At 74.7% G+C, this 20,714-nt stretch carries 18 protein-coding genes; 9 read left to right on the top strand and 9 right to left on the bottom strand.

What is annotated here, in order from left to right:
• Positions 1–421 precede the first annotated feature (421 nt).
• Genes PV342_RS03030 through PV342_RS03005 form a run of 6 tightly spaced genes read right to left on the bottom strand, consistent with a single transcriptional unit; the run spans position 422 to position 7,412 of the window.
• Positions 422–1,498 (bottom strand): carboxylate-amine ligase, encoded by a 1,077-nt coding sequence (locus tag PV342_RS03030; protein WP_400795823.1) that lies wholly within the window; start codon positions 1,496–1,498, stop codon positions 422–424.
• Between the two features lie 45 nt (positions 1,499–1,543).
• Positions 1,544–2,827 carry a condensation domain-containing protein gene (locus PV342_RS03025; RefSeq protein WP_500315748.1) on the bottom strand — a complete coding sequence of 428 codons (1,284 nt, stop codon included), beginning with the start codon at positions 2,825–2,827 and terminating at the stop codon, positions 1,544–1,546.
• 26 nt (positions 2,828–2,853) lie between these two features.
• Positions 2,854–3,765: an NAD-dependent epimerase/dehydratase family protein gene (locus tag PV342_RS03020; protein WP_329185126.1), complete on the bottom strand. Its 912-nt coding sequence runs from the start codon at positions 3,763–3,765 to the stop codon at positions 2,854–2,856.
• The gene (locus PV342_RS03015; protein WP_500315747.1) at positions 3,762–4,910 is read right to left on the bottom strand and encodes a GNAT family N-acetyltransferase; all 1,149 of its coding nucleotides are present in this window, start codon (positions 4,908–4,910) and stop codon (positions 3,762–3,764) included. Before PV342_RS03015 ends, PV342_RS03020 begins: the two co-directional genes overlap by 4 nt.
• Positions 4,907–6,148 (bottom strand): aminotransferase class I/II-fold pyridoxal phosphate-dependent enzyme, encoded by a 1,242-nt coding sequence (locus PV342_RS03010; protein WP_386987071.1) that lies wholly within the window; start codon positions 6,146–6,148, stop codon positions 4,907–4,909. Before PV342_RS03010 ends, PV342_RS03015 begins: the two co-directional genes overlap by 4 nt.
• Positions 6,149–6,164: 16 nt before the next feature.
• A complete protein-coding gene (locus PV342_RS03005) occupies positions 6,165–7,412 on the bottom strand; it encodes a cytochrome P450 (protein WP_500315746.1) in 1,248 nt (415 codons plus the stop codon).
• Positions 7,413–8,133: 721 nt separating this feature from the next.
• Between PV342_RS03005 and PV342_RS03000 the strand changes: the two genes are divergently transcribed.
• The 7 genes from PV342_RS03000 to PV342_RS02970 all read left to right on the top strand — a co-directional run bounded on the left by PV342_RS03000 (position 8,134) and on the right by PV342_RS02970 (position 14,079).
• Entirely contained in the window at positions 8,134–9,240 is a 1,107-nt protein-coding gene (locus PV342_RS03000; RefSeq protein ID WP_400795841.1) for an LLM class flavin-dependent oxidoreductase, read from the top strand.
• Positions 9,237–9,869 (top strand): FMN reductase, encoded by a 633-nt coding sequence (locus PV342_RS02995; RefSeq protein WP_400795844.1) that lies wholly within the window; start codon positions 9,237–9,239, stop codon positions 9,867–9,869. Before PV342_RS03000 ends, PV342_RS02995 begins: the two co-directional genes overlap by 4 nt.
• Positions 9,870–9,877: 8 nt before the next feature.
• Entirely contained in the window at positions 9,878–10,201 is a 324-nt protein-coding gene (locus PV342_RS02990) for a GNAT family N-acetyltransferase (RefSeq protein ID WP_018563160.1), read from the top strand.
• A 142-nt stretch (positions 10,202–10,343) separates the two neighbouring features.
• On the top strand, positions 10,344–11,333 hold the full coding sequence (locus PV342_RS02985; protein ID WP_329185114.1) for a pirin family protein: 990 nt from the start codon (positions 10,344–10,346) through the stop codon (positions 11,331–11,333).
• Positions 11,330–11,698, top strand: coding sequence for a tetratricopeptide repeat protein (locus PV342_RS02980; RefSeq protein WP_361008297.1), 369 nt, complete (start codon positions 11,330–11,332; stop codon positions 11,696–11,698). Before PV342_RS02985 ends, PV342_RS02980 begins: the two co-directional genes overlap by 4 nt.
• Before the next feature lie 140 nt (positions 11,699–11,838).
• On the top strand, positions 11,839–12,564 hold the full coding sequence (locus tag PV342_RS02975) for a VC0807 family protein (RefSeq protein ID WP_400795849.1): 726 nt from the start codon (positions 11,839–11,841) through the stop codon (positions 12,562–12,564).
• Positions 12,565–12,681: 117 nt separating this feature from the next.
• Positions 12,682–14,079 carry a carboxylesterase family protein gene (locus tag PV342_RS02970; RefSeq protein WP_400795852.1) on the top strand — a complete coding sequence of 466 codons (1,398 nt, stop codon included), beginning with the start codon at positions 12,682–12,684 and terminating at the stop codon, positions 14,077–14,079.
• A 364-nt stretch (positions 14,080–14,443) separates the two neighbouring features.
• Here the strand turns inward: PV342_RS02970 and PV342_RS02965 are convergent, their stop codons facing one another.
• Together PV342_RS02965 and PV342_RS02960 are read right to left on the bottom strand one after the other, a co-directional pair.
• Positions 14,444–16,666 carry an MMPL family transporter gene (locus PV342_RS02965; RefSeq protein ID WP_500315799.1) on the bottom strand — a complete coding sequence of 741 codons (2,223 nt, stop codon included), beginning with the start codon at positions 16,664–16,666 and terminating at the stop codon, positions 14,444–14,446.
• 429 nt (positions 16,667–17,095) lie between these two features.
• Positions 17,096–18,307: a pyridoxal phosphate-dependent aminotransferase gene (locus PV342_RS02960; RefSeq protein WP_386987052.1), complete on the bottom strand. Its 1,212-nt coding sequence runs from the start codon at positions 18,305–18,307 to the stop codon at positions 17,096–17,098.
• Between the two features lie 107 nt (positions 18,308–18,414).
• Here PV342_RS02960 and PV342_RS02955 point away from each other — a divergent pair, with 107 nt between their 5' ends.
• Together PV342_RS02955 and PV342_RS02950 are read left to right on the top strand one after the other, a co-directional pair.
• Complete coding sequence (locus tag PV342_RS02955) at positions 18,415–19,026, top strand: winged helix-turn-helix transcriptional regulator (protein ID WP_396346330.1); 612 nt, start codon at positions 18,415–18,417, stop codon at positions 19,024–19,026.
• A gap of 19 nt (positions 19,027–19,045) precedes the next feature.
• The gene (locus PV342_RS02950; protein ID WP_500315745.1) at positions 19,046–19,840 is read left to right on the top strand and encodes a class I SAM-dependent methyltransferase; all 795 of its coding nucleotides are present in this window, start codon (positions 19,046–19,048) and stop codon (positions 19,838–19,840) included.
• Positions 19,841–19,956: 116 nt separating this feature from the next.
• Here the strand turns inward: PV342_RS02950 and lepB are convergent, their stop codons facing one another.
• The gene (gene lepB, locus PV342_RS02945) at positions 19,957–20,628 is read right to left on the bottom strand and encodes a signal peptidase I (RefSeq protein ID WP_400795863.1); all 672 of its coding nucleotides are present in this window, start codon (positions 20,626–20,628) and stop codon (positions 19,957–19,959) included.
• Between the last annotated feature and the right edge of the window lie 86 nt (positions 20,629–20,714).

Below are 20,714 nucleotides of genomic sequence, written 5' to 3'. Positions count from 1 at the left end.
GCCGCCCCCGATCCCCTCGCCGACGTCGCGGCAGGATAGCGCGCCACCCGTGACCGGCCGCTCACTCGGCGCAGCGGTGCCCCCGGGCCACGGCGGCCCTTCCGGCCCGGCGTCCGTGCCGACCGCGTGGCGGCGGCGCCCGCGAGGGGGACGGCCGGTCCGGCACCGCCGACACCACGGCCACCCGTCAGCAGCGGCGGTCACAGCCCTGCCGGCCCGGTCCCTGGGCGCGCTCGCGACCCCGCGGTGCCGGGAGACGCCCACCGCGCCCGTGAGCCGGGGCTCGTCGAGGGGGATCCGGGGAGGACTCTCGCAGCCGTCCGCCGTGCCGCAGTTCACAAGGTGAGGGCGCACGACCGCGGAGTCCCCGCACGCACCGCCCGCGGATCCGCCTCGACGCGAGGGCCGCGCGGCGGCTCCGTCACGCCGCCGTACGGCGCACCGCGTCGCGCAGGACCGCGGTGCCGCCGCCGCGGGCGTACACCTCGCGCTGCCGGCGTGCGCCGGAGCCGACCGAGGTCAGACGGTCGATGCCGGCGCGCACGATGTACAGGTCTCCCGCGTCCTTCAGGGCGTCCTCGACGTGGCGGACCAGGGTCTCGACGACGTTGTGCGCGCCCGCCGGGCGGAAAGTGCGCGGATCGAGCAGGGCGCCGTCCAGCCCGGAGCGGCTGGCGCGCCAGGAGGCGAGCCGGAGCAGGGCCAGGTCGTCGCCGGGCGCCGGGCGGCCGTCGGCCCACTCGCGGGCGGCGGTCTCGACCAGGCCGCGGACCAGCGCGGCGAGCACCACCGCGTCCTGGTACTCAGAGCACACGTCGCAGACGCGCACCTCCACCGTGGGGAACTTCGCCGAGAGCCGGGCGTCGAAGTAGAGCATGCCCTGATCGATCAGGATCCCCGTGGCCAGCAGCCGCGACACCGCGGCGCGGTACCCCTCGGCGGAGCCGAAACCACGCGTCGGGCCCGCCGTGGGCCAGCGGCCGAAGACCTGGTAGCGATAGCTCGCGTACCCCGTGTCGGCACCCTGCCAGAGCGGCGAATTGGAGCTGAGCGCCAGCAGCGGCGGCAGCCAGGGGCGGATGCGGTCGACGACGGCGACGCCCTCCTCGTCCGACTCCACCCCCACGTGGACGTGGCAGCCGCAGGTCAGCGTCTCCTGCGCGGTGAGGCCGAAGGCCTGGGCCATCCTGCGGTAGCGGCCCCTCGGGGTGAGCCGGGGCGGAACCGCCACGGGCGAGGTACCCAGCGCCGCCACCGCGACGCCTTCCGAGCGGGCGAGGCCGGCCGCCCTCCGGCGCCAGGCGCGCAGCTCCTCCCCGAGCTGGTCGAGGGTGACGCAGGGGGAGCTGTTCAGTTCGAGCTGCTGCTGCTGCAGCTCGGCCACCAGTTCCCGGGACCAGGGGCCGCCGTCCAGCACCGCGTCCGCCACCGCGCGCGGTTCCCCGGACCGTGCGTCCACCAGGAGAAGCTCTTCTTCCACTCCCACGGTGCGTGCCACCCCCTTCCGATACCCGCTGAGCCCGCCGCTACCCGTCCGCGGGCGTCACCCGGCGGACAGCAGGTGGTCCATGGCCCGCCGGCACAGGGCTTGCGCCTCCTCGCCCGCCGTGGACGTCACGCTGAGGAACAGCCGCCCGCCCAGCCCCACCACGATCACCAGCGGCGCCCCGGACAGGCTGGTGTGCGCGGCGCCGTGGACGGCGGTCAGCCGCAGCGGTCCGTACGCCTCGGGGAGGTCCAGGCGCGTGTTGCTCACGGACACGTCGAACCGGGGGCCGCGCGACTCGCCGCGCCGCAGCAGGGCGCCGACGGCGCGGTGCGGGAGGAACGAGGTCAGCCGGAAGACGCGTACGAGCGGCCGCAGCTCCTGCGGGGTGAGCCGGGCGTGGATTCCGGTCCTGGCCTCGCGCGCGGCCGCCCACAGGTCGTCCGCCGCGCCGTCCACGGGGACGACGAAGCTCGCCGCGTACAGGCCCATGGCCTCCCCGGGCGGCGGTTCGAGCACCCGGCGCAGGTCCGCGGCGACCGCGATCCGGGCGGGGCGGCCGGGCGCGGCGGCCCGTGCGAAGGCCGCGCACAGGGCGGCCTGCAGCGTCGCGCCCTGCGCCCGGCACCGCTTGAGCAGCAGCTCCGTCTCCTCGCGCTCCAGCGACCACGCGCGGTAGGCGAGCCGTCCGTCCGGGGGGTACGGCGGCCGTACGGGCCCGCCCAGGGCGCGGGCGGTCTTCAGCAGGTCCCCAGGGCGGACGCGCGGGCCGGGGATCAGCTCGTCCGCGGGCGCCGCCAGCACCGGCCCCGGGCCGGCACCGGACCCGTCCGCCCCGGCCCGATGGTGCGCGCCGGCCGTCAGCGCGGGGCCGGGCGGGGGAGCGCCCGCCGGGTCCGGGCAGCCGAGACGCGTCAGCAGGTCGCGCATGACGACGCCCGCGGAGACGGCGTCGGCGACCAGGTGGTGGTAGACGGTGACGAGGTCGAAGGCCTCGCCCGCGTCGACGAGCACGAAGCGGGCGAGGGGACCGGTGCGGGTGTCGAAGGGCCGCGGGAGCTCCTCCTCCACCACGCGGGACCAGGCGCCCGCGTCGCCGTCCCGGACCACCCGCACCGCCGGGTCCGGCACCCCGGCCGTGGTCAGCCGTCCCTGCCACCACCCGGGGTCGGCGACCCGGACGCCCAGCAGGGGGTGGCGGCGCCGGACGGCGGCCACGGCCGCGCGGACCCGCTCGGGCGTGGTGCGGCCCTCGACGCGTGCCACGGCGGCGATGTTGACGGGGAGCCGCTCACCGGCGGCCCAGATGACGCGTTCGTACGGGGACAGTCGGCGGCGCACGGGATGCTCCCTTCCTCGCGGGGCGGTCAGCGGTTCAGGGCGCCGCGCAGCCCCTCGGGGAGCGTGACGGCGGGGCGGTACGGGAGCCGGCCGCCGGGGGCGCAGGTCCACGCGGGATGCAGCGCCTCGGCGACCTTGTCGGGGTTGAGCGCCGACGCGCGGCCGAACAGCCGGGCCGCCGCCATCGCCAGTGGCCCGGGGATGTGCACCACCCGGGGCGCGCGGCGGCCGAGCGCGGCCGCTACGGCGGCGCCGATGTCCTCCCAGCGGTGCTCGGTGCCGTCGCACACGTGGTACGTGCCCACCTCCGTGGTGGCGGGGTCGGCGGCCGTGATCAGCGCCCGGCACAGGTCGTCGACGTGGATCAGCGAGTAGTGCCGCGGCCCGGGCCTGCCGACCGCGGGCAGCAGCCCCGTGCGCACCGCCGCCACCAGACGCGGCAGGAACTCCGGGTCGCCGGGGCCGTAGACGATCGGCGGCCGCACCACGACCGCCGGCAGCCGGTCCGCCGCGTCCCGCACCGCCCACTCGCCGCCGAGCTTGCTGCGCCCGTACGCGGAGACCGGCTCCGGCGGCGCGTCCTCGTGGCGGCGCCGCCCGGGGCCGGAGGCGGCCAGCGACGAGCAGTACACCAGGCGGGGCGGTACGGCGAGCGCCGCGGCGGCCTCGCACAGCCGGCGCGTCCCGGCGGCGTTGACGGCCGCGTAGGCCCGCGGGTCGCCGGCCTTGGTGACCCCCGCCAGGTGGACGATCCGGTCCACGCCCCGCAGCGCGACGGCCAGCCCGGCGCCGGTGACGAGGTCGCCGGGGACGCTGCGGGCGCCGGGCACGTCGCGGCCGCCGCGCACCAGCGCGGTCACCTCGTGGCCGCGGGCGGTGAGATGGCGTACGAGGTGGCCGCCGACGAAGCCGGTGGCGCCGGTCACGAGGTACCTCACCGCAGGCCCCCGCCGTCGCGCTCGTACAGCCGGTGCGTCCTGAAGTGCACCCCGCCCATGGCCTGCGCGTGCCGGTTGGAGCCGCGGTTGTCCTCCAGGATCCAGGACAGGTCGGTCTCGGTGTAGCCGAGCCGGAACGCCGCGCGCTGCGCGTCGGCGAGCAGCACCGCGACCAGCCCGCGGCTGCGGTGCTCCTTCCGCACGCCCGACGTGCCGCCCCTGACGCGGGTGATGCGCCCCATCGCCCGGCTGATCCGCAGCATGCCGATCGGCAGCCCCCAGGTGGTGAGCCTGCCCCGCGCGGCGCGCAGCGCCTGGTTCACGTCGGGCACCCACAGGGTGAAGGCGGCGGGTTCCCCGTCCACCTCGGCGATCCGCACCAGCTCCGGGTGGACGGCCGACTTCAGCTGCGCGGCCATGTGCTGGAACTCGGCGTCGGTCAGCGGGACGGAGGCGTAGTTCTCGGCCCAGGCGTCGTTGTAGATGTCCCTGATGACGGCCATGTCGTCCTCGTAGCGGTCCCGGTCGAGCGGCCGCACCCGCACGGCGGGGTCGGCCAGGGTGCGCGCGGCGACCCGGGCGATCGCGGCGGGCGGCTCGCCGTCCGGGGGCATCGGCACCAGCCAGGACAGCAGGTCCTTGGCCTTGCCGAAGCCGCAGCCGGTCAGCAGGTCCGCGTAGTACGGCGGGTTGTACGGGATGCCCACGCTCGGCGGCCCGTCGAAACCGTCCACGAGCACCCCGCACTCGTCGTTGACGGAGAAGCTGAGCGGGCCGAGCATCCGGGTCAGCCCGCGCCCGGCGAGCCACGCCGCCGCCGCGTCGAAGAGGGTGCCGGCGGCCTCGAGGTCGTCGGCGCACTCGAACAGCCCGAAGTGACCGCACGTGAAGTCGTGCCGCTCCTGGAAGCGCGGGTCGGCGACGGCGGCGATCCGGCCGACGGTCCGGCGCCCCCGGCGGGCGAGGAAGAGCCGCGCCTCGGCCGTGTCGAAGAAGGGGTTGCGGCGCGGGTCGAGGAAGGCGCGCATCTCCCGCTCCAGCGGCGCGACCCAGTACGGGTCGTCGCGGTGGAGCGCGTACGGCAGCCGGACGAAGGCCGTCGTGGCGGCGCGGTCCCCGACGGGGGTGACGGTGACCGCGTTCACCGGGCCACCGCCTGGGCGGGCAGGTCCGGGACCCGGCCGACCCGGCGCCCGGCGGCGGCGAAGGCGTCCAGGATCCGCTCCAGGTGGACGTCGGAGTGGGTGGCCTGCACCGTCACCCGGATCACGCACCGCCCCTCGGGGACGGCGGGGGCCCCGACGGCGTTGGTGAACACGCCCTCGTCGAGCAGCGCCTGCCACATGAGCGCGCAGGTGGTGGCGTCCCCGATGAGGACGGGCACGACCGGGGTGACCGAGTCCCCCGTGTCGTAGCCCAGCGCGCGCAGTCCCGCGCGCAGTGCCTCCGCCAGGGCGAGCACGCGCCGGCGCCGCCAGGGCTCGGCCGCTGCGATGCCGAGCGCGGCGATCCCGGCGGCGAGCGCGGCCGGCGGCATCGACGCGGAGAAGAGGATGGAACGGGCGCTGTAGCGCAGGTAGTCGATGACGTGCGCGGGCCCGGCGAGGAACCCGCCGGTGGAGCCGAAGCACTTGGACAGGGTGCCGGTGAACAGGTCGACCCGGTCCATCAGCCCGAAGTGCTCCGCGACCCCGCGCCCGCCCGGGCCGAGCAGCCCGATGTCGTGGGCGCCGTCCACGACGAGCCGGGCGCCGTGCCGGGCGGCGAGTTCCGTCAGCGCGGGGAGCCGGCACAGGTCGCCGTCCATGGAGAACATCCCGTCGGTGACGAGGACCTTGCCGGCGGTCGGTTCGGCGGCCGCGGCCTGCTCCAGGAGGGTGTCCAGCCGCGCGGTGTCCGAGTGCGGGTACAGCACGCGGCGCCCGGCGCCGAGCCGGATGCCGTCGACCAGCGAGGCGTGGTTGGACATGTCGCTGAAGACGATGTCGCCGCGGCCGATCAGGGCGGCCACCGCCAGGTTCGCCTGGAAGCCGGTGGTGACCACGGCGGCCGCCTCGGTGCCCAGGAAGTCCGCGATCCGCGCCTCCAGTTCGCCGTGGAGGGGGAGGGTGCCGTTGAGGGTGCGCGCACCGGAGCAGGACGCGCCGTAGCGGGTCAGCGCCTCGGCCGCGGCCGCCGTCACGCGGGGGTCCGTGGACAGGCCCAGGTAGTCGTTGCAGCCCGCCATGACGACGTTCCGGCCCTCGACGACGGCCTCCCCGTCGCCCGTCATGTGCATGGTGCGGTAGAAGGGCCGGACGCCCGTCTCCACCATGGCCCGCACGAAGGTCGACGACGACAGGTCCTTGCGGAACGCGTCCGTGGCGTCCTGGATTTCGGTCACTGGCCTTCGGTCTCCCTTAGGTGAGGGGCGCGTGGATGGTCAGCCGGGCGATGTCGACCATGCTCGGCCCGGCGTGCCGCACCGGCGGGGCGGCGGCCCGGGCGCCGGGCAGCTCGCGGGCGAAGGCCCGGGCGAAGGCGAGCGCCTGCGCGCGGGCCAGATGGGACCCGAGGCAGTAGTGCAGGCCGCCGCCGAAGGCGAGCAGCCGCTGCGCCGGCCGGTCCGGGTCGAAGACGTGCGGGGCGGCGAAGCGCTGCGGGTCGCGGTGCGCCGCGCCGATGAGCGCGTGGACGACCCGCCCGGCGGGCACCGGGCGGCCGCCCAGTTCGGTGTCCGCGTCCGGCACACGGGTCACCGCCCGTCCCGGCGGGTCCCAGCGCAGCAGCTCGTCCGTGAGCGGCCCCGCGAACCCCGGGTCCTGGCGGATCCTTTCGGCAAGCGCGGGGTCGGCGGTCAGTGCCAGCGCCGTCCCGGCCAGCAGCGCCGCCGTGGTGGGCACCCCCGCGGAGAACAGCGTCAGCAGCAGGTAGCGGGCCCCCGCCGGGTCCTCCGCGGCCCACCGCGAGAGCAGGTCCTGCGCGGGGTGCCGCAGCCGCTCGGCCAGCGCGCGGTCGTACGCGTCGAGCAGGGCCAGCGCGGCGGCGTCCGCCCGCCGTACGACGCTGGGCGGCGCGGCGAGTTCCTCCACCCGCACCATGGCGGCGCTCTCGGCGGCGAGCCACCCCCGGTCGATCCACTCCGGGAGCCCGGCCATCTCCGCCAGGACCGCGGTGGGCAGCGGCCGGCAGACCCGGGCGACGACGTCCGCGGCGCCGTCGCGGCGCACGGCCGCGGCGAACTCCCCGACGTGGCGCTCGGTGAGCGGCTCCACGAGCCGCTCCGCCGCCTCCCGCACGACCCGGGGGGCCAGCACCGCGTTGAGCGGGCGGCGGCGCGCGGTGTGCTCCGGCGGATCCTGCTGCAGCGGCGTCTCGCACAGCCCGACCGTGCTCGCGCTCGCCCGCCACCCCGGGCGGTGGGCGTCGCGCCACCGGGCCCCCAGGGTGAGCCATTCGCGTCCCGTCAGCACCTGCCGGCACTCCTCGTACCCGGTGACCAGGAGCGCGCCCCACGGCGTCGGCACCAGCGGCCCCGCCGCGGCCAGCGCGTCGTACGCCGCGGCCAGCGCCTCGGGCTCCACGGCCCTGCGCCACTGCCGGACGAGGCCCGCCGCGGAACGCGCGTCGAGGGCGGTGGGCTTCGGGGGCAGCATCACGTGGCTCATGTGTCAGGAACGGACTTCGGCTCGGAGGCGGGCGGGAAAGCGCCGCGGGGCACGACGCGCGGGGCGGTGTAGGGGCGGTGTACGCCGGGCTGGCGGCGCCCCCGAGAGTGCTCTGCCGGAGGTGTTCCGATCCAGTCACACAGGCGCTTTTCACCCACCCGTGGACGTAATTCGCCTTTCTCTCACGCGGTCCGCTACGGTCGACCGTCCGTGTCCGGACCGCCCCGGGTCCCCCGCAGGTGGTTCGTGAGCGGCCCACGCCCTCGGCGCGGCGCACCGGGCAGGGTGTCGCGGCACCGCCTCACCCGGCCCGTCACAACCTCACCGACACCTCGACCTGGGTGGGTGACGACCGCGCGTCGCGCGGGAGGCTTCCGACGTGTATCCCCGCGACTCCCCGCGACTCCTCTCGGCGGCCCGGGGCGCGGCGGCCCCCGGCGGCGGAGCCCGTGCCCCCGTCCTCTGCCGCCCCGGATCCCGGTGCCGCTCTCGCTGCGCACGACCCCGCGGGCCAGGCGTTCCGCCGGGGGCCCGCAGTCGGAGTCCGCGCCTGCTCCCGCGATGGAGGCCCCGGAAGCGGCCCCCGGAAGGCGCCGCGCCCCGGGGGCCCGGTGCGGGGGCCCGGTGCGGGGTGGGGCGGAATAGCCCGATGGGGCATCCGGTTGAAAAGGGTGGTTGAATAATCAACAAACATCGGAGACGACGGAGGAGAGTGAAGCCGGTGCAGTTCGGGATCTTCACCGTGGGTGACGTGACCATGGACCCCACGACCGGCAGGACGCCGACCGAGCACGAGCGGATCAAGGCCATGACGGCGATCGCGCTCAAGGCCGAGGAGGTGGGTCTGGACGTCTTCGCGACCGGCGAGCACCACAACCCGCCGTTCGTGCCCTCGTCCCCGACGACCATGCTCGGCTGGATAGCCGCCCGCACGGAGAGGCTGGTCCTCTCCACCTCGACCACGCTGATCACCACGAACGACCCGGTGAAGATCGCCGAGGACTTCGCGATGCTGCAGCACCTGGCCGAGGGCCGCGTCGACGTGATGATGGGCCGCGGCAACACCGGACCGGTCTACCCCTGGTTCGGGCAGGACATCCGGCAGGGCATCCCGCTGGCGATCGAGAACTACGCGCTGCTGCACCGGCTGTGGCGCGAGGACGTCGTCGACTGGTCCGGCCGCTTCCGCAGCCCGCTGCAGGGCTTCACCTCGACTCCCCGGCCGCTGGACGACGTGGCGCCCTTCGTGTGGCACGGCTCCATCCGCTCGCCGGAGATCGCCGAGCAGGCCGCGTACTACGGTGACGGCTTCTTCCACAACAACATCTTCTGGCCGTCCGACCACACCAAGCGGATGGTCGAGCTGTACCGCACGCGTTACGCGCACTACGGCCACGGCACCCCGGAGCAGGCCATCGTCGGCCTGGGCGGCCAGGTGTTCATGCGCAAGAACTCGCAGGACGCCGTCCGGGAGTTCCGTCCGTACTTCGACAACGCGCCGGTGTACGGGCACGGCCCGTCGATGGAGGACTTCACCGAGCAGACCCCGCTGACCGTCGGCTCGCCGCAGCAGGTCATCGAGAAGACGCTGGGCTTCCGCGAGTACGCGGGCGACTACCAGCGCCAGCTGTTCCTGATGGACCACGCGGGACTGCCGCTGAAGACCGTGCTGGAGCAGCTCGACCTGCTCGGCGAGGAGGTCGTGCCGGTGCTGCGCGAGGAGTTCGCCAAGGGCCGTCCCGCGGACGTGCCGGAGGCCCCGACGCACGCCTCGCTGGTGGCGCGCCGCGACGCGCGGGCCCTGGAGACGAAGGAGGCTGTGAAGTGACCCTCGCACCCCTGAAGCTGGTGGTCGTCTCGGCGGGCCTGAGCACGCCGTCCTCCACGCGGCTGCTCGGCGACCGGCTCGCCGAGGCCGTACGGCGGGCCGTCGCGGACGGCGGCCGTGCGGTCGACGTCCGCGTGGTCGAACTGCGCGACCTGGCCGTGGACATCGCCAACAACATGGTCACCGGCTTCCCCGGCCGCGCCCTGGCGGAGGCCGTCGCGGTCGTGACGCAGGCGGACGGCCTGATCGCCGTCACACCGGTCTTCTCGGCCTCGTACAGCGGGCTGTTCAAGTCCTTCTTCGACGTCATCGACAACGACGCGCTGTCCGGCAAGCCCGTGCTGATCGCCGCCACCGGCGGTACGGCCCGGCACTCGCTGGCGCTGGAGCACGCCCTGCGGCCGCTCTTCGCCTTCCTGCGGGCCGTGGTCGTCCCGACCGCCGTGTACGCGGCGTCGGAGGACTGGGGCGGCAGCGGCGACGCGCTGACCGACACCCTGCCGACCCGTATCGCGCGCGCCGCGGGCGAGCTGGCGGCGCTCCTGGCGGTACGGCCGTCGGCCCCCGTGGCCGCGGTGGATACGGTCGTTCCGTTCGAGCAGCAATTGGCCGCCCTGCGGCCCGAGTAGGAGAGACGATGGCACTGCGCGTCGCCGACAACCCCGGCAAGTCCCGTTTCGAGATCTTCGACGCGGCGGAGGAGGGCGGTGCCGAGGAGGTGGCCGGCTTCGCCGAGTACCACCTGTACCGGGACCAGATCGCGTTCATCCACACTGAGGTGGACCCCCGCTTCGGCGGCCGCGGCCTCGGCGGCGCCCTCGCCCGCGCCGCGCTGGACGCGGCCCGCGAGCGGGGCCTCGCGGTGCTGCCCTTCTGCCCGTTCATCCGCGGGTGGATCGGCAAGCACCCCGAGTACGTGGACCTGGTGCCGGAGGGCGAGCGCCCGCGCTTCGGCTTCTGAGGCCGACGGCGGCAGCGGGGGAGCGCGGCGGGCGGCCGGCGTCGGCGGCGGGCCGGGCGGGCGGAATGGATCCGGTTGGTTGAATGTTAAATCGACCGTGCGGGTCCGGACCGGGCCCGCCGGGACCGCCGAGGAGGGCGTCATGCCTGCCGTGACCGTGGAGAACACCCTGCTGCTGCCCCGGGTCGCCGAACCCGACCCGGTGACCGCGCAGCAGCGCCCCGTCCGCCGGGTGACCTCCGCACCGCAGGGCTTCGAGGGCGAGGGCTTCCCCGTGTACCGCGCCTTCGCGGGCGTGCCGGCGCGGGAGCTCGACCCGTTCGTCCACATGGACCAGATGGGCGAGGTCGAGTACGCGCCCGGCGAGCCGAAGGGCACCGCGTGGCACCCGCACCGCGGCTTCGAGACCGTCACGTACATGATCGACGGTCGCATGGAGCACCAGGACTCGCACGGCGGCGGAGGCACCATCACCGACGGCGCGACGCAGTGGATGACGGCCGGCAGCGGCATCCTCCACATCGAGGCGCCGCCGGAGGACCTGGTCGTCTCCGGCGGGCTCTTCCACGGCGTCCAGCTGTGGGTGAACCTGCCGCGGGCGAACAAGTGGAACGCGCCCCGCTACCAGAGCATCGAGGGCCCGGAGTCCGCGCTGCTGTCCTCGCCCGACGGCGGGGCGCTGGTCCGCGTCATCGCCGGAGAGGTCGCGGGCCACGCGGGACCGGGGAGCACCTTCACCCCGATCACGCTGGTCCACGCCACCGTCAGCCCCGGCGCGCGGCTGGTCCTGCCCTGGCGGGCGGACTTCAACGCCCTCGCCTACGCGCTGTCCGGGCGCGGCACAGCGGGCGCCGAACGCCGCCCGCTGGACGCGCACCAGATGGCCGTGTTCGGCGGCGGCGACACCCTGACCCTGGAGGCCACCGACCACCCCGACAGCCGCACCCCCGCCCTGGACGTCCTGATCCTGGGCGGCCGCCCGATCCGCGAACCGGTCGCGCACTTCGGCCCGTTCGTCATGAACACCAAGGCCGAGGTCATCCAGGCCGTCGAGGACTTCGAGCGGGGCCGGTTCGGACTGGAGCCGGCCGGCCGCATGCCGCACACCGCACCCGGAGAGGAGCTCGCGTGAACACCGTCACCACCCAGGGGTCCTACGCCTCCCACGAGGAGACCACGGCGGAGCGCTGGGCGCGCGCCGGCCTCTACTTCGAGGCCAAGGAATACACCGAGGCGGCCCGGCTGCTCACGGCCGTCGTCGACGAGGTGCCCGAGCAGGTCGCCCCGCGCCTCCTGCTCGCCCGCGCTTACTACCACTCCGCCCAGCTCGGCCGCGCCGAGGAGCAGTTGCGCGTGGTCGTCGAGCGCGACCCGGTCGAGCACTACGCCCACCTGATGCTGGGCCGCACCCTCCAACGGCAGGGCCGCGAGGCCGAGGCCGCCCCCTGGCTGCGGCTCGCCGCCGCCTTCGCGGGGGAGCCGCTCCCGCAGGACTGAGCCGGTGCCGGGCCCCGGTGAGGGGCCCGGCGGCATCACATGGCGCCGCCGTTCTAAAGGCTGGGCAAAGCGCCCGGCAGGGCGGCGGCGCCGCGCATATGTTCCCCTGCGGCTTCGGCAACTACTACGGGGGGAAAGCCGTGTCCGAACGGTCAGGCACGTCGTCCGCGCTCGGCTGGGCGCTCACCATCACGTTCAACATCGTCCTGCCCGTCCTCACCTACGGCCGGCTCACCGACGCCGGATGGAGCGAGTTCTCCGCCCTGCTCGTCTCCGGCGTGTGGCCGGTGCTCGACACCGCCATCACGCTCGCCTGGCGGCGCAAGGCGGACGAGTTCGCCGTCATCACCCTCCTCTTCCTGGTGATCAGCGCGGTCGTCACCGTCGTGGGACCGCACTCCACGCGCCTGCTGCTGGTCAAGGACTCCGCCGTCACCGGCCTGTTCGGGGTGGTCTGCCTGGCCAGCCTGCTCGCACCGCGGCCGCTGATGTTCTACTTCGGGCGGAAGTTCGGCACCGACGGCACCAAGGAGGACGCCGAACGGTTCGACGGCCTGTGGCAGTACGAGGGCTTCCGCCATGTCATCCGCATCATGACGGTCGTGTGGGGCGTCGGCTACGTCCTGGAGGCCCTCACCAGGATCGGCCTTTCGTACCGGCTGTCGACCGCCACCATGGTGACGGTCAACTCGGTGCTGTCGTACGCCGTCACCGGTGTCCTCATCGCCTGGACGGTCCTCTACGGACGGCGCGCCGCGGCCCGCGGCAAGGAGCGGGAGCGGCAGGCCGCCGAGGCGGAGGCGGCGGCAGCCGCCCAGGGAGGGGCCGGAGAGGCCGCCGCGGCACCCGGCGCACCGGGGGCGTGACGGCGGCGGCAGCGCAGGGCGCGCGTTCGGCAGTCCGGGCGCTTCGGTCACCCTTGCCGCCGCGTCGGCCGGGCGGGTCGTGGCCACCGAACGGCCGTTGCCGGTAGACCGGCTGCCATGGAGAGCGAGAGCGGGACCGAAGGGCAGCGGCGGCCGGTGGTCGCCACGGAGCGGGGCTCCGTGCGGGGGGTGACCGAGGAGCGGGGTGTGGCGGCCTTCCGCGGTATCCCCTACGCGGCCTCGCCGGTCGGCGCGCTGCGGTTCGCCCCGCCCGCACCGCCGCCCGGCCGGCCCGGCGTCCGCGACGCGGCCCACGCGGGCCCCGACGTGCCGCAGGCGCCGTCCCGGCTGGCCGTCGTCACGGGCCCGCACGAGACGCACGGGGACGAGGAGGGCTGCCTCACCCTCAACGTGTGGAGTCCCGAGGGGGCGCTCGAGCCCGGCGCCGCCCCGCGGGCCGTGCTGGTGTGGTTCCACGGGGGCGGCTTCACCACGGGTTCCGGCGGCTGGGACTGGTACGACGGCGCGCGGCTCGCCGCCCTCGGCGGCATCGTCGTCGTCACGGCCAACTACCGCCTCGGAGCGCTGGGCTGGCTGTACCTGCCGGAGATCGGCGCGGACAACCTGGGCAGCCGGGACCAGGCCGCGGTGCTGTACTGGGTGCGCGACAACATCGCGTCCTTCGGCGGCGACCCGGCGCTGATCACGGTGGGAGGGCAGTCGGCCGGGGCGTACTGCGCGCTCTGCCTCGCCGTGGACCCCGGGACGCGGCCCCTCGTCCGGCGGGTGATCGCCGAGAGCGGGCCGTGGGGGCTCGCACCGCAGGAGCCCGCCGAGGCGGCCGAGGTCGCCGCGGCCTATCTGCGCGTCCGGGGCGTCAGGCATCTGCCGGAACTGCGGGAGATGACGGCCGAACGGATGGTGTCGGCGTACGGGCGGCTGTCGGCCGAGCGCGCCAGGCCCGGCGCGGTCGGGCCGCCGATGTACCCGGTGCTCGGCGGGGCCGGCCTGCCCGTCGCCCCGTTGGCGGCGGTTGCCGCGGGCGGTCTGGACGGCACGGACGTCCTGCTGGGCAGCACGCAGGACGAGATGACGGCCTTCCGCGCCGCCTCTCCGGCCGGCTTCCCCATGGAGGGCGCGACAGAGCGGGTCTTCGGGGCCGGGGTGACCGACATCGCGTCCCGCTGCGCCGAGCGCGGGCGGCCCGCGTACGCCTACCTCTTCACGCGGCGGCCGCCCGGGGACGACGGCAGGCTCGGCGCCACGCACTGCTCCGAACTTCCTTTCCTCTTCGGCAACTTCGAGGCGTTCGCGGAGGCGCCGATGCTCGGCGCGGTGGACGGGTCCGACCGCGCGCTCGCCCGGGCCTTCGGCGGGGCGCTCGCCTCGTTCGTGGCGACCGGCCGCCCGGACGGCGGCGCGGGAGGCGGGGCGGGCGAGGGGCGCGGTCTGTGGCGACCGTACGAGCCGGGGGCGGGCGCGGAGGTGCGGAGGTTCGGGCCGCCGGTTCATTGACCCTTTCGGGGGATCGCACAGATATTCGAACACGGGATACGCTGCGGGCATGTCGAATTCAGGCGATGAGCGAGACCTCTTCTCGGATCCCGACCGCACCGCGCCGTTCGCGGTGCGCGGTCCGGCACCCGTCCTCGACCCGTTCCGGACCGCCGGCCCCGCGAGTGCGGCCACGGCCCCGGCCGCACGCGCGGCGGACGGCCCGGGGAGCGGGGCCATAGCCCCACTCCCCGGCGCCGAGGGCTGACAGCGCCGTCGCGGCGATGTACGGCGCGGGCCGGCCCTGAGCGGGAGCCGGTACGCCGCGGCCCGGCCCCCGTGGCGTCGGGGGCCGGGCCGGAGCGTCCTCACCGGGTCCGCCGGGTCAGCGGCCCACGCCCGAGGGCTCGACCGGTGCGGGGGCGGTGGCCTGCCGTACCGGGGCGGGCGCGACAGCCGCCTCGTCGTGGGTCATGTCCGGCAGCCAGCCGAGCCACTTGGGCAGATACCAGTTGCGCTCGCCCAAGAGGGACATCACCGCGGGCAGCAGCACACCGCGGATGACGGTGGCGTCGATGAGCACCGCCGCGGCCAGGCCCACGCCCATCTGCTTCATGCTCTGCATGGACAGCGTGCCGAAGATCGCGAAGACCGCCACCATGATGACCGCCGCGCTGGTGACCACACCGGCGGTCGTCGTGATGCCGTGCCGGATCGCGCCCTGCGTGGTCAGCCCGCGCATCCGCGCCTCGCGGATCCGGGAGACCACGAACACGTGGTAGTCCATGCTGAGCCCGAAGAGGATCACGAACAGGAAGAGCGGCAGCCAGGCCACGATCGCGCCCACGCCCTCGGCGCCCACCAGGCCGGCGCCCCAGCCGTGCTGGAAGACGATGGTGAGGATGCCGTAGGAGGCGCCCACCGACAGCAGGTTGAGCACGATCGAGGTGACCGCGATGGTCAGCGAACGGAAGGAGAGCAGCATCAGCAGGAAGGCGAAGGCCACGACGAAGGCGAACACCGGGGGTACCGCGTCGCCGATCTTGTCGGTGAAGTCCATCGACGCCGCGGTCGAGCCGCCGATCGGCGCCGTGAGACCGGCCACCCCGCCCAGGGTGCCCGGGCGCACCTCGTCACGCAGGACCTTCAGCGAGGCCTCGGCCTTCTCCTCGTCGGTGCCGCCCGTCAGCGGCACCTTCAGGACGGCGACGCCCTCCTTCTCGTGGAGCTCGGTCTCCACCGGGCCGGGGGAGGCGCCCTCGGCCACGGCCGCCCGGGAGAAGGCGTCGATGGCCTGACGTACCTCGGGCGAGGTGATGTCCGAGGCCTTGACGACCACCTGGGCCGGGTCCGGACCGCCGGGGAACGCCGTGTTGATGTCCTCGTACGCCCGGACGACCGGCAGGCCGTCACCCAGTTCCTGGCTCAGGGTCAGGTTCGCGGTGTTCAGGCCGACCGCCGGGACGGCGAGCGCGACCAGCGCCCCGCCGGCCACGGCCGCCGCCACCACCGGGCGGCGCAGCACGGCCCCGAGGATCGCCCGCCAGACGCGGGACTCCCCGCCCGTCCCCTTGCCGCGGCGGCGCAGGAAGGGGATCCGGCCCTTCTCGACCCGCTCGCCCAGCAGGGACAGCAGCGCGGGCAGCACCGTGACCGAGCCGAACATCGCCACGGCCACCACCATCATCGTGGCCAGGCCCATCGCCTTGAAGTCGCCGATGCCGGTGAAGAGCATGCCCGCCATCGCGACGATCACGGTCACGCCGGAGACCAGCACCGCCCGGCCGCTGGTGGCCGCAGCGATCCGCAGCGCGGTCTGCGCGTCGTGGCCGGCCTCCCGCTCCTCACGTTCACGACGCAGGTAGAAGAGGCAGTAGTCGACACCGACCGCCAGGCCGACCAGCAGCATCACGGAGTTGGCGGTGTCGCTCATGTGGACGGCGTGGCTCACCACGGCCACCAGGCCGGTCGTGGCGAGGAAGGCCGTCATCGCCAGCAGCACCGGCAGCAGCGCGGCCACCAGCGCGCCGAAGGCGATCAGCAGGATGCCGAGCGCGACCGGCAGCGCCGAGTACTCGGCGCGCTGGAAGTCGCTGCCGAACGCGTCGTTGAAGACCTTCTCCGAGCTGGCCGCGCCGAACTGCTCGACCTTCAGGTCCTTGTGCTTGTCCTGGACACCGCTGACGGCCTCGACGACCGGTTCGACCCGGTCGGGTGCTGTCTGCGGGTCGCCCCGCATGTCGAACCTCACCAGTACGGACCGGCCGTCCTCGGAGATCGCGCCGACGTCGTACGGCGACTGGACGGAGGCGACCTGGCCGGTGCCCTCGACCGCGGCGACGACCTCCCCGACCACGGCGCGGAAGGCCGGGTCGGTGGCCTGCAGGGAACCCCCGGCCGCCTGGACCAGCACCATTTCGCCGGCCGGTTCGTCGTTCAGCCCCGCGTCGTCCAGGATGGCCACCGCCTGCCCGAACTCCCCGGGCACCTCCTCCCGGTCCGTCAGGTCGACCCGCCCGGCCATCGAGCCGATGGCCAGCGCGAGTACGACGAAGAGCAGCCAGCTCCCGACCGCCGTCCAGCGGTGCCGGGCGCTCCAGCCGCCCATGGCGGCGGCGATGCCCTGCCCGCGCACCGTCTCCGCGGTACGTGCCCTGCCGTGTGCGCTTGCCACGGTTGCGAACCCCCTCGAAGCCGGACGGTGGAACCTCACCACCGCCTCGCCCTCGACGCTATGGGCCCGCGGGACAGCGCCCCATCCGGCTGACAGGTGAACCGGCGGCGGGTTTCTCCTCCCCAGGGAGTGGGGAAAACCCCCGCCCACGGGAGTGGTGCCCCCTACAACGACCGTCGTCCCGGTGTCCGGCCGCATGAAAACGGAAGGCGGCAGCCCCATGTCCCGCCGTCAGGGTGAGCGGCACGCGGGGGCGGCTCCGTGGTGTGCTTCCTTCTCCCGCTCCTCTGCACAAGGAATCCCAGCGCGCCGGCTTCCCGCCCCCGCATCCATCCCTTCCGGGAACCCGGCGCCTGACCCGGACTACTGCCGGTAGCCGGCCAGGAAGCGCCCGATGCGGCTGATGGCGGCGTCCAGGTCGTCGGCGCGGGGGAGGGTCAGGATGCGGAAGTGGTCCGGGCGCGGCCAGCTGAAGCCGGTGCCCTGGACGACCTGGATCTTCTCGCGGAGCAGCAGGTCGAGCACGAACTTCTCGTCGTCGTGGATCCGGTGCACCTTCGGGTCCAGCCGGGGGAAGGCGTAGAGCGCGCCCTTGGGCTTGACGCAGCTGACGCCGGGGATCTCGTTCAGCTTCTCCCAGGCCTTGTCGCGCTGTTCGTGCAGCCGTCCCCCGGGCAGGATCAGGTCCTTGATGCTCTGCCGGCCGCCGAGGGCGGCCTGGATCGCCTGCTGGGCCGGGACGTTGGGGCACAGCCGCATCGAGGCCAGCATCGTCAGGCCCTCGAGGTAGCTCTTGGCGTGCTGCCGGGGACCGGTGACGACCAGCCAGCCGGAGCGGAAGCCCGCCACCCGGTACGCCTTGGACAGCCCGCTGAAGGTCAGGCAGAGCACGTCGGGTGCGAGCTGTGCCGCCGAGTGGTGCACGGAGTCGTCGTAGAGGATCTTGTCGTACACCTCGTCGGCGAAGACCACCAGGTGGTGGCGGCGCGCCAGGTCGAGCATCCCCTCGAGCAGTTCGCGGGGGTAGACCGCGCCCGTCGGGTTGTTGGGGTTGATGATGACGAGCGCCCGCGTACGGCTGGTGATCTTGGAGGCGATGTCGTCGAGGTCGGGGAACCAGTCCGCCTGCTCGTCGCAGAGGTAGTGCACCGCCTTGCCGCCGGCCAGGTTCGTCACGGCCGTCCACAGCGGGAAGTCAGGGGCCGGGATCAGCACCTCGTCACCGTCGTCGACGAGGGCCTGGACGGCCATCTGCACCAGCTCCGACACCCCGTTGCCGAGGAAGACGTCGTCCACGCCGACATCGGCGAGCCCGCGCTCCTGGTAGTGCTGGGCGACCGCCCGGCGGGCCGACAGGATGCCGCGTGAGTCGCTGTAGCCGTGCGACGCGGGGAGCGTGCGGATGATGTCCTGCAGGATCTCCTCGGGCGCCTCGAACCCGAACAGCGCCGGATTGCCCGTGTTGAGCCGCAGCACGCTGTGCCCCGCCTCCTCCAGCGCGTTGGCGTGCTCGATCACCGGCCCCCGGATCTCGTAACAGACGTCGGCCAGCTTGCCCGACTGCTTGTACTCCATGCGACGGCCTCCCGATCCGGTCCCGCGGTCCTGCCCGGTACGCTGCTCTCCTTGGTTTTACCAAGTGCGCGCTTGGAAAGTCCAACTCCTTGTCTACACTGGGGATCATGCCGCGCCGAAGTTACGACCAGTACTGCTCCGTCGCCCGGGCCCTGGACACCGTCGGGGAGCGCTGGACGCTCCTGATCGTCCGGGAGCTGCTGGCGGGCCCCCGCCGGTACACCGACCTCCACGCCGACCTGCCCGGCGTCAGCACCGACGTCCTCGCCTCCCGGCTCAAGGAGATGGAGCGCGACGGCCTGGTCACCCGCCGCCGCCTCGCGCCGCCCGGCGCCGCGTACGTCTACGAACTCACCCCGCGCGGCCGGGAACTGCTCGGCGTCCTCGGCGCCCTCGCCGAATGGGGCGCGCCGGAGCTGCGGGAGCCCCGGCCCACCGACGCCGTCCGCGCGCACTGGGCCGCCGTGCCCCTCATGCGGCACCTCGCCGCGCTGCCCGGGGTCCCCGCGGGGGTCGTCGAGGTCCGCCTCGACGAGGGCGCCTTCCACATCGAACTCGGCGGCGGGACCCCCTCGTACGCGGACGGCCCCGCCAAGCGCCCGGACGCGGTCGTGGCACTGCCCCCGGGAGCCGTCCGGGGCATCGCCGGCGCCCTGAGGGACGGGGATGCCGAGGTCACCGGCGACGGCCCTCTCGCGGACGCCCTTCGCGGGGCGTGAACCGCGGTACGGTGCCCGGGTGGAGCGTCGCCGCGTGGAACTCGGCCGGGTCCAGGAGACCCTGCTCATACCGCTGCGGGCGCGCGCGGCCGAGACGCGCCGCCGGCGTCCGCTGACCCGCGACCCCCGGTCGGTGGAGGTGGCCGACGCCCTCGACCGCGACCTCACGCGCGTCGGCGGCAAGCTGAGGCTGCTCGGCCCGGTGTTCCGCGGCGTCGTGCTCGACGAATGGGTACGGGAGTTCCTGGAGGAGCACCCGTCGGGCACCGTCGTCGAGATCGGCGTCGGCCTCAACACCCGTTACGAGCGGCTCGACAACGGCGCCGCCACCTGGGTCGAGATCGACCTGCCGGACGTCATCGCGCTGCGCCGCGAGCTCTTCGCGGAACACGACCGCCGCCGCATGGTCGCGGGCTCCGCGACCGAACCGGACTGGGCGGCGGCCGTCGCGGCCGTCCCCGGCCCGTACCTCTTCGTCTCCGAGGCCGTGCTCATCTACGTCTCCGAGGACGGCGCCCGCTCCGCCGTCGACGTCATCCGCGACCGGTTCCCCGGCTCCGTCCTCCTGATGGACACCGTCGGTTCCGCGGAGGCCCGCCGCCCGCGCGCCGTCAACGTCGGCTGGACCTGCGACGATCCGGGCGAACTGGCCGCCTGGGGGCTGCGGCTGCGCGACTCCCGCACCCTGTGGGACCTCCCGCCGCAGGCCCGCGCACGGCTCACCCCGGGGCGCCGCCTGCTGACCGCGCTGCTCGACCGCGCCTCGCGCGGCGGAGGCACGCGGCTGAGCCGCTTCGACGTCGACGGGTTGTAGGAGTACCGGGGCCGGCGGAGGGTGTTCGTTCGGCTGTCCCGCCGCTGTGCGCCCGCAGGGCGCGAGACGGCGCGGACAGCCGAGCCCCCCACCGTCACCACCCCCGGTCATGGCACCTACGGCACCGGCGGTACGGGGCTCCAGACCGGCGGCGCGACCGGGCCGCGCCCGCTGCGGCGGGCGGCCCGCGCCGCGATGCCCAGCACCAGTCCGGTGACGGCCGACGCGAAGCCGAACAGCGCCCCCAGGGCCAGCAGCAGGGGGCCGGTACGGTCCTCCAGCACGCGGGCCCGGACACCGGCGGCGGGGAGGGTGCCCGACTGGTCCCGGACGAAGTAGCGGGAGTCCATGGAGTCCGCGCGGTGGTCGCCCAGCAGGAACAGGCGTCCCTCGGGCACCGTGACGTCGAACGCGGGCGCCCCGCCCGACGGATCCCCGTCCTTCACGTACGGCTCGGACAGCTCCTCGCCGTTCACCGTCACCGGTCCGCCGCGCCGCTCCGCGACCCGGTCGCCGCCCTCGCCGATCACGCGCTCCAGTACCGGCCCGCCCTGGTAACGGCCCTGCCCGTCGATCAGCACCACGTCGCCGCGCCGCACCTCGTCCGCCTCGATCCGCTCGAACAGGAGCCGCTCACCGGGGGAGTAGCCGGGCTCCATGGCCGCGCTGGAGACCGTACCCGTCGTGTAGCCCGTCCGGGACGTCACCACCGCACCGACCAAGAGCACCAGCCCCACCGGTCCGAGCACCCACGCCGCGATGCGCCGCCGTCTTCCTGCGTCTGTCATGGCCCCTCCCTGGAGTCCGTGTACGGCGACGGTAGGACACCGTCCTCCCGCCGGAACCATGGCCCCCCGGGCACCGCCCCGGTACC

The organism is Streptomyces sp. PA03-3a, from assembly GCF_033792735.1.
In the GTDB taxonomy this organism is placed as follows: domain Bacteria; phylum Actinomycetota; class Actinomycetes; order Streptomycetales; family Streptomycetaceae; genus Actinacidiphila.
The sequence above is the reverse complement of the archived record's forward strand: the minus strand, read 5'-3'. Positions and strand labels throughout refer to the sequence as shown.